Raw genomic sequence first — 16,368 nt, 5'->3', positions numbered from 1 at the left:
ATGATGTCCCGTTTCGGCAGGTCATCGCGGATAGACGACGAACTTCGGCGGCGCGGTGCCGGTGGCGGGCACCCGATAGTGACGGAGTACGAACTCCATCATCTCCTTGAAGGCCGGTGCGGAGACGTCGCCGCCGCCGCCGGACGGGGTGTGCGCGAAGACCGCGATGACGTAACGCGGGTCGTCCGCCTGGTCCATCCCGATGAACGAGGCGACCTCGCCGGGGGCGTACCGGCCGTCGACCACCCGCGATCCGGTGCCGGTCTTGCCGGCGACCCGGTAGCCCTTGATCGCCGCCTGGGTGGCGGTGCCGCCGTCGATGGTCACCGGCGCCTCCAGCAGGGTACGCAGCGCGGCGGCGGTCTCCGGGCGCAGCACCTGGCGGGTCTGGGGGGCGGGTACCGGCTTCCGCTTGCCGTCCGGCCCGATGATCTCGCGTACCAGGTGGGGCTGGACCCAGGTGCCGTTGTTGGCGATCGCGGCGTACGCAGCGGCCATCTGCAACGGCGTGACGTCGACGCTGTGCCCGATCGGCACCGACCCGTACGTCGAGCCGCTGTATTCCGACGGCTTGAGCACCCGGCCGGACGCCTCGCCGAACACCCCTTCCCCGGTCGGCCGGCCCAGCCCGAACCGGAGCTGGTATTCGTAGAGCTTCTCCGCGCCGAGCTTGTCGGCGACCCGGATGGTGCCGACGTTGGAGGAGAACCCCAGCATGCCGGCGACGCTGAGCTTGCGGCCCTGCACCGGATGGGTGTCCCGGAACGTCTGGTCACCCTTGCGGATGCCGGACGGCGTGGGCCAGGCGGTGTCCGGGGTGATCACCCCTTCCTCCAGCCCGGCGCCGAAGACGATGGCCTTGTGCACCGACCCGGGATCGACCACGAAGCTGGTGGCGGCGTCGTTGCGGTCGCTGGCGTCGTACTTCTTCCAGTCGGCCGCGTCGTAGGTGGGATAGCTCGCCTGGGCCAGCACCTCGCCGGTGCGTACGTCGAGCACCACGGCCGCCCCGGTGGTGCCGTTGACCTCCTGCATCCGCTTGGCGAGGATCCGCTGCACCATGAATTGCAGGTCCCGGTCGATGGTGAGTTGCAGCGAGCTGCCCGGCCGGGCCGGGGTGACCTTGTTGTGGCCGCCCGGTATCTCGGCGGCCAGGTCGCCCTTGCCGACCTCGTACTCCCGCTCGCCGTTCACCCCGCGCAGCAGCTCGTCGTAGCGGGCCTCGATCCCCTCCAGGCCGACCCGGTCCTGGCTGGTGAAGCCGAGCAGGTTGGCCGCGAGGTCACCGCCGGGGACCTCGCGCCGCTCGTCCCGCCCGGTGCCGATGCCCTTCAGGTTGAGGTCCATGATCTTCTCGGCGGTGCCGACCTCGACGCCCCGGGCCAGGTATTCGAAGTTCGACGGGCGCCCGTCCGGCCGCTTCCGCTTCCGCATCTCCTCGGTCAGCTTGGAGGCGGGGAAGCCGAGCAGCGGCGAGAGGGCCGCGGCCGTCCGGGCCGGGTCGTCGACGAGTTCCGGGTCGGCGTAGACGTAGCGGGCCTCGACGCTGTGCGCCAGCGCCGCCCCGGAGCGGTCGTAGATGGCTCCCCGGGGGGCCGGCAGGACGACGGTACGCAGCCGGTCGCCGACGCCGCCGCCGTCGTACTCCGGGGCGTCGACGACCTGGAGCGCCACCAGTCGGATGCCGATGGTGGTGAACATGGCGAGCGCGAGCAGCGTGCCGAGGCGCAGCCGCCGGTGCGGGTCGGCCAGCCGGGGTGGCCGGCGCGGTCGCCGGGCCGGGCGCCGGGCGGGCGCACCAGCCGTCCGGGTCCCGCCGCCGGCCGGCTCGGCCGGCCGCCGCCGGGCCGGCTTGGCGACGTCGCCGCCGCCCCGGACCGGGCGTGGGGTGATGGTGCGGCCGGCCCCGGTCGGCACGGCCCGCCGGGCGGTCCGGGCCGCGCCGGCCCGGCCGCCGTCGAGCACCTGCAACGCCGGCCGGAACGGGTCCGCCGACCGTTCGGTCCTGGGGGTACGCCGGGACCGGCCACCCGGGTCGCCGGAGACTCCGGGCGTACGCCGGAGTTCTGGACTGTCCCGCACGGTCCGGCCGCGCGGGGTGTACGCCCGGGCGTCGGAGATGCCGCCCAGCCCGGAACCGGACCGGGCGCCGGAGTCGGCACCGCGTTCGGTGTCCCGACCGGCACGCGACGAGCCGCGCCGGGACACCGAAGCGTCCCGGCGCGGCTCGTCGGACCGCGGCGTCACCGGGTCATCCCCCGGCACCCTGCTGGCTGGTGATCGCCGGCTCGCCACCGGCCGGTTGCGGCACTCCGATCACCCGGCCGTCGGGCAGCCGGATGAAGGCCGGTGGCCCCGAGTCGACCAGGCCCAGCTGGCGGGCCCGGGCGGTGAGGTTGCCCGGCACCTCGGCGTCGGCGATCTTCTGCTTCAGCTCCTGCTCCTGGATGTCCAGCGTGGACTGCTGCTGCTGCAACCGCTCCAGCCGGAACGCGTTCTCGTTGACCTTGCTGTTGACCACCAGGATGCCGAGCATCCCGCCGACCACCAGCACCAGGATCAGCGCCACGAACGAGACCCGGGGTCGGGCCACCGGCAGCGGTGGCGCGACCCGGAGCCGGGAGCGCCGGGCCGGCGTCGCCGACTCCGGTGCCCGGTCCGGCCGCTCGTCGGAGCTGTCCCAGACCCGCAGCCCCCGGGCGGATTCCGCCGGCTGCTCCCAGTCCCGCTCACGCAGTGCGGCACTGCCCTGGGTCGGATACTGTCGTGCCCCCCGCACCCGGGCCTCCGACGCCGGGTTCGACCGGTCGCCGCCCGCCCGCTGCACCCGCTGCACCGTGGTCCGGCCCCCCGACCGCGGTGTGCGCTGCTGCGCGCCGCGCGTCGCGTCGGGCTGTTCCCGGCGCTCGCGCTTGTTGACGTTCATCTTCCCTCCCCCTGTTGTGTCGTGCCGCCGCCCTCGGATGCCGGCCGCGGCATGTCCCGTCGCGCTCCGTCGGACCCGCCCGGTGCCCCCGCACCGGCCGGACCTGTTGCCCCGACGACTCGCCCGGGCCGTTCGCGGACAGCCCGCCTCGTCGTCGTGCTCGTACCGCCGTCCCGCTCGATCCGCTCGGCCGCCCGCAGCCGCACCGATGCGGCCCGCGGGTTGGCCTGGACCTCCGCCTCGCCCGGCAGCTCAGCTCCCCGGCTGAGCAGCCGCAGCATCGGCCCGGTACCGGGCAGTTCGACCGGAAGGTCGACCGGCCCGGTGCTCCGGGCACGGCCGGCGAACACCTGCTTGGTGATCCGGTCCTCCAGCGAGTGGTAGGACAGCACCACCGCGCGGCCGCCCACGGACAGTGCGTCCAGGGCGGCCGGCAGCGCCGTTTCCAGCGCGGCCAGCTCCCGGTTTACCTCGATCCGTAAAGCCTGAAACGTCCTCTTGGCCGGATGTCCCCCGGTACGTCGGGCAGGTGCCGGAATGGACTCCCTGACCAGCTCGGCCAGCCGGGCCGACGAGGTGAGCCGGTTGCGTTCCCGCTCCCGGACGATCGCCGAGGCGATCCGGCCGGCGAACCGCTCCTCGCCGTAGACCCGCAGCACCCGGGCCAGCTCGCCGTGCGAGTAGCTGTTGACGACCTCCTCGGCGGTCGTACCGGCCGACTGGTCCATCCGCATGTCCAGCGGCGCGTCCTGCGCGTAGGCGAACCCGCGATCGGGCGCGTCGAGTTGCAGCGAGGAGACACCCAGGTCGAACAGCACGCCGTCCACCCGGTCGTAGCCGAGCCGCTCCAGCACCTCGGGCAGCTCGTCGTAGACCGCGTGCACCAGGTGGGTCCGGTCGGCGTACCGGTCGAGTCGGGCCCGCGCGTGTGCCAGTGCCTCGGTGTCCCGGTCGAGTCCGATCAGGACGGTACGCGGATGCGCGGCAAGCACCGCCTCGGCGTGCCCGGCCAACCCGAGCGTGGCATCGACGTACACGGTCGTCCGGTCGTCGGCCCGGTCCAGGGCGGGAGCGAGCAGCTCGAGACATCGCTCAAGCAGCACCGGCACGTGCGTACCGCGTAGCTCCCCCATGTCGACCCCCAGTGACCCCTGTCTCGTCCGGACGTGCCCGGTATCTGTCGCGCTCGTCGTACCGCCAGATCCCCATCCGCTCCGCTCCCCCGGGCCGACCTTCGGACCGTCGGAGGATCGCGCCTGGCACCGGGGAAGAGGCGCCAGGAACCTCGAGCGGGTGGAGATCTCGCAGTACGTCGGGCGTCGGCACGCGCCGCCCTACAGTCCGCCCGGCAGCACCCCCTCCTCGATGTCGGCGAAGTCCTCTTCGCTGTCAGCGAGGTAGGTCTCCCAGGACCGCTTGTCCCAGATCTCCACCCGGGTACTCGCCCCGATCACCACCAGCTCCCGATCCAGCGCGGCGTATTCCCGCAGGTGGATCGGGATGGTGACCCGACCCTGCTTGTCCGGGATCTCGTCGTGCGCACTGGCGAAGAAGACCCGGCTGTAGGCCCGGGCCGCCTTGTGCGTCATCGGCTGTTCGCGTAACTGCCCCGCGATCCGCTGGAACTCGGGCATCGGGAAGACGTAGAGGCAGCGCTCCTGCCCTTTCGTGATCACGACACCTCCCGCCAGCTCGTCCCGGAACTTGGCCGGAAGGATCAGCCGGCCCTTGTCGTCCAGGCGCGGGGTGTGCGTGCCGAGAAACACCGGCCCAACCCCCTCGCCCTACCAGCGGCGTTCGCGGCGCCGCTGCCCCCCGGGCCGGCGGGCCCTCCTGGCCCCCCATCGCGCCCCACTCTACTCCACTTCCCTCCACCCGCAACCGGAATCGCCCGGAAAGACCGGCTGTCCTCCGGATGAAACCGCACGTCAGAAGGGGTGGCCGGCGGTGGAGGGAAGTGGGCCCCCCGCCGCGAAGGTCCACTATCCGACAGCGGTACGCGGGCCACTCGGCGCCCGGATATACACGCTTTTTCCGACTCATCCGGTCACCCCGACCGCCCCGCTGAAGCGGGGCGGGAGGAAAGTGGAGGAAAAATTCGCTGCGGCGGCCCACCCCGCCGCGATCGACCGGGGCGGCGACCCGCGGCCGGGTGGCGACGGCTCAGGTCAGCTCCGGCCACCGGGCCGTGACGTCCAGGGCGGCCCGGACCGGATCGCCGCCCCACCGGCTGGCGAACGCGTCGACCACCACCCACCCGGCCTCGACCAGCGCGCGGTGCCGGGCGATGTGTGCCGCCGGGCCGGCCGGCTGGACGACACAGTTCAGCCCGACCGCCGACGGACCGGCGCCGACACAGAGGTCCACCGTCCAGCGCCCGACCGGATAGTGGCGCCGGACCGGCAGCCCGATCCGGGCCAGTTCGACGGCCAACTCGTCCGCCCAGCCGCCCGGCACCGGGCTGCCGGCCCGGACCGGCGCCGGGCCTCGGACTGCGATCGACGCCAGGCTTCCCGCCCCCGCCGGGCTGCCTGCTGTCGTTGCCGCGGCAGCGGGCCGGGCCTGCGCGCTCCGCGACGTGCCACCGCCTGCCCGCCCGGCGGCGGACGTGCCCGGAACGGCGACCGGCTCACCGCGCGGCTCCGGCGGCAGCGCCGCGTACCGCAGGTAGTCGCCGAGCAGGCCGTTCGGCGCGGACTGCGAGGTCAGCACGACCATCCGGCGCCGTGCCCGGGTGACCATCACGTTGAACAGGTTCGGATCGGTCAGGAAACGCATCCGCCCGGCGGGGACCGGATCGGTCACCGCAAGCGACACCAGTACGGTCTCCGCCTCGCTGCCCTGGAACGAGTGGACGGTGCCGACCCGCAGCCCCAGCCGCTCGATCTCGGTCACCGGAAACTCCGCCACCAGCGCCGACTCCAGCGCGTTGGCCTGGGCCCGGAACGGGGTGATCACACCGATGCCGACCCGACCCGCCTCGGCCAGCCGGCGGACCTCGGCCACCACCGCCGCCACCTCGGCCCGGTTCACTCCCGCCTCGGTACCCTCCGCCGGCACCGTCCGCACGTCGATCACGTCCGCCGTCTCGTTGCCGGGATGCCGGGTGGCCACCGCGATGCGGTCACCGTAGAAGCGGTGCGCGGAGAACTCGATCAGGTGCGGGGCGCAGCGGTAGTGCTCGTCCAGCCAGGTCACCGGGGCGGCCCCGGCGGCCAGGTCGAAGGCGCTGACCCGGCGTACGTCGACCCGGTTGTCGAGGCCGTGCCGGTGCAGGGTCGCCACCACGTCGACGTCGGCGACGAACGAGACGAACCGCAGTTGCCGGGGATCGCCCACCACCAGCGCCCGGCGGGCCCGGGCCAGGGCCGGCGCCGCCCGGATCTGGTCGGTGTGCGACGCCTCGTCCATGATCACCAGGTCGAAGAGCCCGGCGATCGGCGGCAGCAGTTCCTCGACGTCGGTGACCGTGCCGATCCACAGCGGCAGCGCCCGGACCAGGGACCCCCCGCTCAGTTCGGCGAGGAGTTCCCGGCGCCGGTTGCGGCCCGCCCGCAGCGCACCGGCCAGCGCGGCGGCGCTGCGGCGGCCCGCGGCGTCCCACCGGTCCGGGCCACGACTGCGATGCCGCATCGCGGTGCCCAGCGCCGCCGACAACCGCTGCCGGGCCTGCGCCAGCACCGGCCACAACGGGCCCGGGTCGGCGCCGCCGACGGTCGCCAACCGGGCCGCCGCCACCTCCGCCCGGGCCGCCGCGATCGCGTCGTCGAGCCGGTCCAGCGACACCGTCTCCGCCGCACCGAGCTGGCGGCGCAGCCGGCGACCCGGTCGCCCCGGCAGCCAGCGCCGCCACCACGCACCGGCCGAGGCCCGGGCCCGCTCGGCCGCCCGGACCGCCGCCACCAGGTCGGCACCGGGCGCGAAGGCACCGGGTACGTCGAGTCGCAGCCCGCCGACCACCGGCGCCCAGCGCTGCACCTCGCCGGCCAGCAGTTCGAGGCCGAGCAGCTCGGTGAGTTGCCTGGTCACCCGTTCCACCTCGGCGGTCGCCTCGGCCACGGCGGCCCGGTCCGCGTCCAGGGTCGCCGCCGTCACCTCCGCCTCGGCGGTCACGTCGAGGGAGGCCGCCAGTGCGGCCCGGCGTTCCGCGTCGCCGAACAGCACCGGTCGCGGCCCCGGATAGCGCTCCAGCAGTTCGCCGAGTACGTCGGCGGCGTGCGTGGACTGGGTGACGACCAGTACGCTCCCGCCCCGGTCGACCACGTCGAGCGCGGCGGCGACCACGGCGTGGCTCTTCCCGTTGCCCGGCGGACCGGAGACCACGGTCACCGGCTGGTGCCGGACCCGGCGTACCACCTCGGTCTGGGCCTCGTTCAGCGGCAGCGGCGAGTCGACCGGTCCGGAGTCGGCCGGGGCGGCGGGTGCGTCCGGGGCGGCGGTGCCGTACACCACGGCCAGGGCGGTGGACTCGACGTCGGGCCGGGCGGCCCAGGCGCGCAGCCGGTCACCGAGCGCCAGCCCGGCGACGTCCCGCACGCTGAACAGCACCGCCGAGACGTAGAGGACCGGCGGCCGGGCCGGAAAACTCGCCCGACCGGTACGCCGGATCCGGTCGTACTCACGTATCGGCAGGCCGGCCGCCTGGGCGACGGTGCGCAACCAGGCCTCGGCGCCAGTGCTGGCCAGCCACCCGGGTCCACCCAGGCCCGGCGCCACCTCCAGCCGGGCGGCCAGGTCACGGTCCTCGACCAGCGGAGTGACCTCGAAGTCGCCGGCCGGGACGACCCGGTACCCGCGCAGCGTGCGCTCCAGCCGGACCGGCTCGCTGAGCAGCGGGAAGCGCACTTTCCTGGTCACCCCGTCGATCTCCACCACCCCGGCGACCAGGCCCCAGCCACGGCGCAGCGTCCGAACGTCGCGGTGCAGCAGGTCGGCCGCGGCCAGCCGCTCCACCTCGCGGGACGGGCGGCAGGATTGCGGATCGGCCAGCCAGATCAGCGGCTGGCCGGGACGGGTCACGTCGAGCACCCGCTCGGGTGCGGCCGGGGCGAGGTCGGCGAGGGCCCGCAGCACGGACGTGACGGAGGGGCTCATCGGCAGCCGAGCGTACCAACCGGGCACGCCGGAACGGGTGCCTCGGCCCGGGCGCCCGCTACACCGCTGCCGGCCCGGACCGGACGCCCGAGCAGGTACCGGACCGCCGTGCCCGGGCACCGGGCGCCGGTGCCCGGGGCCGGGCGGTCCGGGTCCGGGGCCGTTCCGGGTGGGCCGGGCCGACCCCGGAGCGGATCCCGGGCCGTCGGGTACTTTCGTGCGACGGTCACCCGCCCGGCGCCGTCCGGTAACCTCGCTCGCGTGACGGACGGGAAGATGCCTCTCCGGGCGAAGGTGGCCAGTTCGGTGTCGCGCACCGCCGCAGCCCTGTCCCGGGCGGCCGGCCGGGGTGACGGCTCGGTGATCGGCGGGTGGATCGGTCTCAAGATCGATCCTGATCTCCTCGCCCATCTGGCGTCCGGCCGGGCCATCGCGCTGGTCTCGGGCACCAACGGCAAGACGACGACCACCCGGCTGACCGCGGCGGCGGTCGGCGTACTCGGCCGGGTGGCGACCAACTCCTTCGGGGCGAACATGCCCACCGGACACACCTCGGCCCTGGCCAAGGCCGGCAGCACCCCCTATGCCGTGCTGGAGGTCGACGAGCACTACCTGGCCCAGGTGCTGGAGGCGACCGAGCCCCGGGTGGTGGCCCTGCTCAACCTCTCCCGGGACCAGCTCGACCGGGCCAAGGAGGTGGCGATGATGGCCCAGCTCTGGCGGGCCGCGCTGGTCCGGCACCCCTCGGTACGGGTGGTCGCCAACGCCGACGACCCGATGGTGGTCTGGGCGGCGATCCCACCGGCGACCCGCAGCCCGCAGCTGGCCCCGGCACCGGTCACCTGGTTCAGCGCCGGCCAGCGCTGGCACGACGACTCCTGGGTCTGCCCCGAGTGCGGCTCCCCGATCGAGCGGATGGCGGACCAGTGGTGGTGCACCGGCTGCTGGCTGCGCCGGCCGGAGCCGCAGTGGGTGGTCGAGGACGACGGTGTGGTCGACCCCGCCGGTGACTGGCACAAGGTGGTCCTGCAACTGCCCGGCCGGGTCAACCTCGGCAACGCGGCGACCGCGCTGGCGGTGGCGGCCGAGTTCGGCGTACGGCCGACCGACGCGGTGTCCCGGCTCGGCGGGGTCGCCTCGGTCGCCGGCCGGTACGCCCAGGTAGTCAAGGACGGCCGGACGATCCGGCTGCTGCTGGCGAAGAACCCGGCGAGCTGGCTGGAGGCGTTCGACATGGCGGAGGAGGCGCCGACGCTGCTGTCGATCAACGCCCGGGACCCCGACGGGCTGGACACCTCCTGGCTGTTCGACGTCGACTTCGCCCCGCTGCGCGGGCGGCAGGTGCTGATCACCGGCGACCGGGCGTACGACCTGGCGGTCCGGCTGGACGTCAACGGCGTACCGTTCCAGCACGTCAGGACCTTCACCGAAGCGATCACGAGCGTCCCGCCGGGCCGGCTTGAGGTCATCGCCAACTACACGGCGTTCCAGGACATCCGAGCGGAGTTGGACCGTGTCAACTAATCCCGCCTACCGCATGCCCGGCCAGGCCGGTGGAGAGAGCAACCTGCGGATCGTCTGGATCTATCCGGACCTGCTCTCCACCTACGGCGACCGGGGCAACATGCTGATCCTGGCCCGCCGGGCCGAGCTGCGCGGCCTGCCGGTGGAGTGCATCGAGATCCGCTCCGACCAGCGGCTGCCCACCTCGGCGGACATCTACCTGCTCGGCGGCGGCGAGGACGGCCCGCAGGCGCTGGGCGCGCAGCGGCTGATCGCCGACGGCGGGCTGCGTCGGGCCGCCGAGCAGGGCTCGGTGGTCTTCGCGGTCTGCGCCGGCTACCAACTGCTCGGCGGTTCGTTCTTCGCCAAGGGCGCCAAGTGCGCCGGCCTGGACCTGCTCGACCTGCACTCCGACCGGGGGCCGTCCCGGGCGGTCGGCGAACTCGCCGGCGCCATCGACCCCCGGCTCGGGCTGCCGCCGCTGAGCGGCTTCGAGAACCACGGCGGGCGTACCCACCTGGGTCCCGCGGTGTCGCCACTGGCCCGGGTCAGCACCGGAGTCGGCAACGACGGCAACACCGAGGGAGCGTGGCGGGGCAAGCTGCTCGGCACGTACTCGCACGGTCCGGCGCTGGCCCGCAACCCGGCCCTGGCGGACCTGTTGCTGCGCTGGGCGATCGGGGTGCAGCAGCTACCGCCGCTGGACGACACCTGGTCGGACCGGCTGCGGGCCGAACGCAGCGCGGCCCTGGCCGCCGCCCGGCAGTGAGCCCTTCCCAAGCTGAACAGAGCGGCGCGGGCGCCTCGACTTCCACCTGCGGCCAGGGCGGACCGCACGGGGAGGTTGACAGAGATTCACTGATCGGACGCGTCCGGCGGTTGCTCCGGCAGCGGTCGGTCGCGCGGTTCACCGTACTGCTCCTGGTGCTCGGCCTCTTCGGGCTGGCGCTGCTGCTGGTGCCCCGGCCCGAGGTGGCACAACTGCCCCGGCTGGCCGACCGGCTCGGTGCACTCGCGCCGGTCGCCGCGATCGGTGGCGGCGCACTGCTGCTGGTCGCGCTGGTGCCCCGGACCGCGATCACGGTGGTCTGGGGAGCGATCTTCGGCCCGCTGCTCGGTGCCGGCTACACGCTGGCCGCCGCCCTGCTCGCCGCGCTCGCCGGTTTCGGGGTCGGCCGGCTGCTCGGTCGGGAGTTCGTCGCGGAACGGGTACGCGGCCGGCTGGCCCGGCTCGACGGATGGTTCGCCCGGCAGAGCGTGCTCGGGGTGGTCAGCGTCCGGCTGATCCCGATCGGCGGGTTCGGGCTGATCAGCTACGGCTACGGCACCACCGGCGCGCGGCTGGCACCGTTCCTGCTGGGCAGCGTGCTGGCGGCCACCCCGTCCGCGTTCGGCTACGCGGCGGTTGGCGCGGCGGCGGTCTCGCCGGACGAGGTGAACTGGCTGGCGGTCACCCCGGGCGCACTGGGCCTGGTCGCCACCGCGGTGCTGGCGGTGCGCTGGTGGCGGGCGGAACGCGCCGCCGGGCAGGCCCGCCGGTCCGGTGGTGCCGGCAACGGCGACCGGCACGTCCCGGCCGACGGCCAGGCACCGAACCCGGAGTAACCGGTAGCGGAGGGCGCCCCGACGGGCTGCCGGGTCGATTGCGCATTTCGCGGTATTTGCCCTATAAGGACTGCTCGTCGATAGGCTGATGACACCACCGCCCTCCTTCAGCGGCAGCCCCCGGAGGACGGATGGCAGCGCCTCACCCCGGGGCCGGGCGATCCCCGGCCCCGGCGGTGGGCGTCCCCGCCGGGCCGGTGCCCCGGGCAGCGATGGTCAGCGAGGTGACGGGTGAAGTCGTACGCCGAGACAGCCGGTGCGGTGGAGGTCGCCGACACCGCCGTCGTACGCGGCCCGAACGCCACCGTCGTACGGCTCTCCGTCAACGGCACCATGCGGAACATCCTGGTCGAGCCCCGGGTCAGCCTGCTCGACGCGCTGCGCGACCGGCTCGACCTCACCGGCACCAAGAAGGGCTGCAACCAGGGCGCCTGCGGCGCCTGCACGGTCTGGGTGGACAAACGGCGGGTACTGGCCTGCCTCACCTTGGCCATCACCTGCGAGACCCGCGAGGTCACGACGATCGAGGGGCTCTCCGACGGGGTGGACCTGCACCCGATGCAGCAAGCGTTCATCACCCAGGACGCCTTCCAGTGCGGATACTGCACCCCCGGCCAGATCATGTCGGCGGTGGCGTTCCTCGCCGAGGGGCACGCCGCGGACGACGGGCAGATCCGGGAGTGGATGAGCGGCAACATCTGCCGGTGTGCGGCGTACCCGAACATCCGGGCCGCCATCCGGCAGGTCCGGGACGAGGCCGGGACGGGTGGGCCCGATGCGAGCGGTTAGCTACTCCCGGGTGGCCGACGTGGCCACCGCGATCGGGACGGTCGCCGCCGACCCGGGCAGCACCTTCCTGGCCGGCGGCACCACCGAGGTCGACCTGCAACGCATCCACGTCGCCGGGGCGAAGCGGCTGGTGGATATCAACGACCTGCCGCTGCGGCAGGTCGACGAGCTGCCCGGCGGCGGGGTACGGATCGGCGCCGTCGCCCGGATGAGCGACGTCGCCCAGGCCCTGCCGGTCCGGCGCCGGTTCCCGATGGTCTCCCAGGCCCTGCTGCTCGGCGCCTCCCCGCAACTGCGCAACATGGCCTCGATCGGCGGCAACCTGATGCAGCGGACCCGCTGCGGCTACTTCCGGGACGTGGCGGCGCCCTGCAACAAGCGCGAACCGGGCACCGGGTGCAGCGCGATGAACGGGGTCAACCGGGGCCACGCGGTCCTCGGCACCAGCGAATGCTGCATCGCCACGCACCCCTCCGACCTGGCCGTCGCGCTGGTCGCGCTGGACGCGGTGGTGCTCACCCAGGGGCCGGCCGGGCACCGCCAGATCCCCGCCGACGACTTCTACCTGGCGCCCGGCCAGACCCCGGATCGCGAGCACCCGACCGCGCACGGCGAGCTGGTGGTGGCCGTGGAGATCCCGCCGCTGCCGATGGCCAGCACCTCGATCTATCTGAAGGTACGGGACCGGGAGTCGTACGAGTTCGCGCTCGCCTCGGCGGCGGTCGCCGTCTCGCTGGACGCCGGAGTGGTCACCGACGTACGGCTGGCGCTGGGCGGCGTGGCGACCAAGCCCTGGCGGGCCCGCCGGGCCGAGTCGGTGCTGGTCGGCGCCCCGGCCACCGTCGAGTCGTTCCGGGCGGCAGCCGACGCGGAGCTGGCCGACGCGGTGTCGCACGGGATGAACGCGTACAAGATCGAGCTTGGCCGGCGCACGGTCGTACGGGCGCTGCGCATGGTCACCGGCGACGCCCGGATGGTCAGCGACGACGGGAACCCACCGTGAGCGGAGGACACGAATGAGTCCGGTGCTCGGGGCCGCCCTCGACCGGGTGGACGGCCGGGCCAAGGTCACCGGCGCGGCCCGGTACTCCGGCGAACTCAACCTGCCCCACCTCGCCCACGCGGTGCTGGTCGGTGCCCGGGTGCCGAGCGGCCGGATCATCGGAATCGACTGCCGGCAGGCCGGCGTCGCGGACGGTGTGCTCGCGGTGCTGACCCATCTCGACCTGCCCCGGGTCGCGGCCCAGCCGAAGCTCTTCCCGTCGCTGGCCGGGCTGATCGCGCACGGGCAGAGCTTCTTCCCGATGCAGGACGACGTGGTGCACTACGCCGGGCAGCCGGTCGCGATCGTCGTCGCCGACACCATCGAGCGGGCCGAGCACGCCGGCAGCCTGGTCCAGGTGACCTACGCCGAGACGCCGTCGCTGACCCTGCTCGACCAGGGGCGCGACCAGGCGTACGAGCCGGAACGGATCTTCGGCGGGCTGGTCCCCGGCCGGAACCCGACCCGGGGTGATCCGGAGACGGCACTGCGCGACGCCGAGGTGAACCTCGACCTGACGTACCGGTTCGCGGCCAACCACCAGAACCCGCTGGAGGCGGGGACGACCACGGCGATCTGGGACGACACCGACCGGCTCACCCTCTACGACTCGACCCAGGGGCCGACCGCGACCCAGCTCAGCGTCGCCGAACTGCTCGGCCTGCCACCCACCCAGGTCCGGGTGCTGAGCCACTACGTCGGCGGCAGTTTCGGGTCCAAGGCGCTGATCTGGCCGCACGTCACCCTCGCCGCGCTCGCCGCCCGCCGGGTCGGCCGGCCGGTCCGGCTCACGCTCAGCCGCGACCAGATGTTCCACTCCTGCGGTTACCGGGAGGAGCAGGAGCAGCGGATCCGGCTCGGCGCCGGCCGGGACGGGCGGCTGGCGGCCCTCACCCACGACAAGATCTCACTGACCTCGCACTTCGACGACTGGGCCGAGACCTCCCTGGAGTCAGCCGCGATCACGTATGCCTCGCCGAACTACGCCGGCGGCTACCGGCTGGCCCGGGGCAACACCATCACCCCGACCTTCACCCGTGGCCCCGGCGAGGCGACCGGGATGTTCGCGCTGGAGTCCGCGATGGACGAACTCGCGTACGCCACCGGGGTCGATCCGGTCGAGCTGCGGCTGCGCAACCACGCCGACGTCGACCCGGACACCGGCAAGCCGTGGTCGAGCAAGGGGCTGAAGGAGTGCTACCAGCGCGGCGCCGAACTCTTCGGCTGGGCCGACCGCGACCCGACCCCCGGCGCCCGGCGGGACGGGAACATGCTGATCGGCACCGGCATGGCCACCGCCGCCTATCCGGTGGCCGCCCCGATCAGCCCGCAGCGGGCCCGGGCCCGGCTGTACATCGACGGCAGCGCGGTCGTCGAGGCCGGCATCTCCGAGTTCGGCACCGGTGCGCTGACCGCGATGACCCAGGTCGCCGCGGACGGCCTCGGCCTGCCGGTCGACCGGGTACGGTTCCTCGGCGGCACCACCGACCTGCCGAACGTCGCCTCGGCGGTCGGCTCGGCCGGCTCGGGGGCGACCAGTTCGCCGGTACACCTGGCCTGCACCCAGCTCCGCGACCAGCTCGTCGGGCAGGCGGTCGCCGACCAGCACTCGCCGCTGCACGGCGCCGACCCGGCCGGGGTGGTGGTCCGGGACGGCCGGATGTGCCTGCGCGACCGGCCCGAGGCCGGCGAGACGTACGCCGAGCTGCTCACCCGTAACCACATTCCGGACGTGGAGACGGTGGGCACCTGGATGCCGGTCCTGCCGCCCATGACGGACTACGCGATGCACACCTTCGGGGCCCAGTTCGCCGAGGTGGCCGTCGACGCCGAACTCGGCCTGGTCCGGGTACGCCGGCTGGTCGGCGTCTTCGCCCCGGGCCGGGTACTCAACCGCAAGACCGCGCACAGCCAACTGATGGGCGGGATGCTCTGGGGGCTGGGTCAGGCGCTGCTGGAGGCGACCCGGATGGACCCGCACACCGGGCGCTGGGCCAACGCCAGCCTCGCCGACTACCTGCTCCCGCTCAACGCCGACGCCCCGGACGTCACGGTCGACGTCATCGAGGTACCCGACTCCGTGGTCAACCCGCTCGGTGTGAAGGGCGTCGGCGAGATCGGCATCGTCGGTACCTCGGCCGCGATCGCCAACGCCGTGTACCACGCCACCGGCCGACGGATCCGGCACCTGCCGATCACCCTGGAGGACCTGCTCTGAGGACCGGCCCGGTGCCGCCGGCCGACCGGCTGCTCCGGGCTCCACTCCGTGCTCGTACTGACGGTCCCGCCACTCCACCGCGTGACATCGTTGCTATATATATCGTGGTGCGATATATATAGCACATGGAAATCAGCGAGCAGACGTTCCTGATCCTCTCCGCCCTCGCCGACCAACCCCGCCACGGCTACGCCGTCGTGACAGAGGTCGACGAGATGACCGGCGGCAGGATCCGGTTACGCGCTGGCACCCTCTACGGGGCCCTCGACCGCCTCGTCACCCAAGGGCTCATCGCCCCCGACCACGACGAGGTGGAGAAGGGCCGGCTACGCCGTTTCTACAAACTGACCGACACGGGGGCAGACGCCATCCGCGCGGAGAGCCAGCGGATGGCCACCGCGGTCCGGCTCGCCGAGGAGCGCCTCAACAAGCGTGCCGCCCGCAACGCCCCGCGCCTCGGGACCAGCGGATGAACCCGGACATGAGCCCCCTGGAGCGACGATATCGACGGCTGCTGCGCCTCCTGCCAGCCACGCACCGCACCGCCCGCGGCGAGGAACTGCTCGGACTGCTGCTGGACCTCGACCACGGCCGCCGACACCCGAGCCGGCACGAGACACTGAACATCATCGCCCTGGCAATCCGGCTGCGACTCACGACGCCCGTCACCACCGCAGCCCTCACCACCGGACTCAGTGCCCTGCTCATCGCCGCCGGCACCCAGCCCGCCGGTGACACCCTGGACCTGTTCACCGGCGCCGTCCTCGCCACCGACATGCCGGCCATCATCTCCAGTTGGCCGCAGATAGTCGTTCTCGGCCTGCTGCCCCTCGCACCGCTGATCGCCTGGCTGTGCGGCGCGACCCGGACCGCCCTCACCCTGCAAGCAATCTTCCTGACGGTCACCGTTGGTTGGTTCGTCATCGACGTGCCGGGCGGTGCCGGCATGGGGCCCAACCCCGGCCAACAACTCTTCGCGTACGCCACGCCGGTCCTGATCCTCGTCCTGCTCGCGATCGCCGACCGCGAGCGGTGGACCGTACCCCGGCCGCGCCTGTTCTGGTGGGCCCTCGTCCCGCTCGGGATCCTCGCCTGGAAAGGCACCGGAGAATGGGGACGCCACGGCGTGTACGTTCCCAACGCCGTGCCGACGGTCCTCGGGATCCTCACCGCCGCCACCGCCGCTGCCGG

Annotated in this window: 12 protein-coding genes and 1 pseudogene; 8 read left to right on the top strand and 5 right to left on the bottom strand. The window is 73.6% G+C overall.

What is annotated here, in order from left to right; all coding sequences use genetic code 11:
• Positions 1 to 21 precede the first annotated feature (21 nt).
• The 5 genes and pseudogenes from AAH979_RS35425 to AAH979_RS35405 form a co-directional block, all read right to left on the bottom strand.
• A complete protein-coding gene (locus AAH979_RS35425) occupies positions 22 to 2,247 on the bottom strand; it encodes a penicillin-binding transpeptidase domain-containing protein (RefSeq protein ID WP_346262491.1) in 2,226 nt (741 codons plus the stop codon).
• A 4-nt stretch (positions 2,248 to 2,251) separates the two neighbouring features.
• The gene (locus AAH979_RS35420; RefSeq protein WP_346262490.1) at positions 2,252 to 2,926 is read right to left on the bottom strand and encodes a hypothetical protein; all 675 of its coding nucleotides are present in this window, start codon (positions 2,924 to 2,926) and stop codon (positions 2,252 to 2,254) included.
• A 176-nt stretch (positions 2,927 to 3,102) separates the two neighbouring features.
• Positions 3,103 to 4,059, bottom strand: a pseudogene (gene rsmH / locus AAH979_RS35415) (16S rRNA (cytosine(1402)-N(4))-methyltransferase RsmH); the annotation flags it as partial.
• A 201-nt stretch (positions 4,060 to 4,260) separates the two neighbouring features.
• On the bottom strand, positions 4,261 to 4,692 hold the full coding sequence (mraZ, locus tag AAH979_RS35410) for a division/cell wall cluster transcriptional repressor MraZ (RefSeq protein ID WP_346262489.1): 432 nt from the start codon (positions 4,690 to 4,692) through the stop codon (positions 4,261 to 4,263).
• A 397-nt stretch (positions 4,693 to 5,089) separates the two neighbouring features.
• Positions 5,090 to 8,020, bottom strand: a complete 2,931-nt coding sequence (locus AAH979_RS35405; protein WP_346262488.1) for an ATP-binding protein — start codon at positions 8,018 to 8,020, stop codon at positions 5,090 to 5,092.
• Positions 8,021 to 8,296: 276 nt separating this feature from the next.
• On the opposite strand from AAH979_RS35405, the gene AAH979_RS35400 reads away from it, so the two are divergent.
• The 8 genes from AAH979_RS35400 to AAH979_RS35365 all read left to right on the top strand — a co-directional run.
• Positions 8,297 to 9,544, top strand: coding sequence for a MurT ligase domain-containing protein (locus AAH979_RS35400; protein WP_346262531.1), 1,248 nt, complete (start codon positions 8,297 to 8,299; stop codon positions 9,542 to 9,544).
• Positions 9,545 to 9,557: 13 nt separating this feature from the next.
• The gene (locus AAH979_RS35395) at positions 9,558 to 10,292 is read left to right on the top strand and encodes a glutamine amidotransferase (protein ID WP_346262530.1); all 735 of its coding nucleotides are present in this window, start codon (positions 9,558 to 9,560) and stop codon (positions 10,290 to 10,292) included.
• Positions 10,293 to 10,381: 89 nt separating this feature from the next.
• Positions 10,382 to 11,128: a VTT domain-containing protein gene (locus AAH979_RS35390; protein WP_346262529.1), complete on the top strand. Its 747-nt coding sequence runs from the start codon at positions 10,382 to 10,384 to the stop codon at positions 11,126 to 11,128.
• A gap of 333 nt (positions 11,129 to 11,461) precedes the next feature.
• The gene (locus tag AAH979_RS35385; protein WP_346262528.1) at positions 11,462 to 11,917 is read left to right on the top strand and encodes a (2Fe-2S)-binding protein; all 456 of its coding nucleotides are present in this window, start codon (positions 11,462 to 11,464) and stop codon (positions 11,915 to 11,917) included.
• The gene (locus AAH979_RS35380) at positions 11,904 to 12,920 is read left to right on the top strand and encodes a xanthine dehydrogenase family protein subunit M (protein WP_346262487.1); all 1,017 of its coding nucleotides are present in this window, start codon (positions 11,904 to 11,906) and stop codon (positions 12,918 to 12,920) included. The genes AAH979_RS35385 and AAH979_RS35380 overlap by 14 nt, the downstream gene beginning before the upstream one ends.
• A gap of 13 nt (positions 12,921 to 12,933) precedes the next feature.
• On the top strand, positions 12,934 to 15,177 hold the full coding sequence (locus AAH979_RS35375) for a xanthine dehydrogenase family protein molybdopterin-binding subunit (RefSeq protein ID WP_346262486.1): 2,244 nt from the start codon (positions 12,934 to 12,936) through the stop codon (positions 15,175 to 15,177).
• A gap of 125 nt (positions 15,178 to 15,302) precedes the next feature.
• Positions 15,303 to 15,650, top strand: a complete 348-nt coding sequence (locus AAH979_RS35370) for a PadR family transcriptional regulator (RefSeq protein ID WP_346262485.1) — start codon at positions 15,303 to 15,305, stop codon at positions 15,648 to 15,650.
• An 8-nt stretch (positions 15,651 to 15,658) separates the two neighbouring features.
• On the top strand, positions 15,659 to 16,368 hold a 710-nt coding region (locus AAH979_RS35365), incomplete at its 3' end, for a hypothetical protein (RefSeq protein WP_346262484.1).

Source organism: Plantactinospora sp. ZYX-F-223 (genome assembly GCF_039649625.1).
GTDB lineage: Bacteria > Actinomycetota > Actinomycetes > Mycobacteriales > Micromonosporaceae > Plantactinospora.
This window is presented reverse-complemented; position numbering and strand designations above follow the sequence as displayed.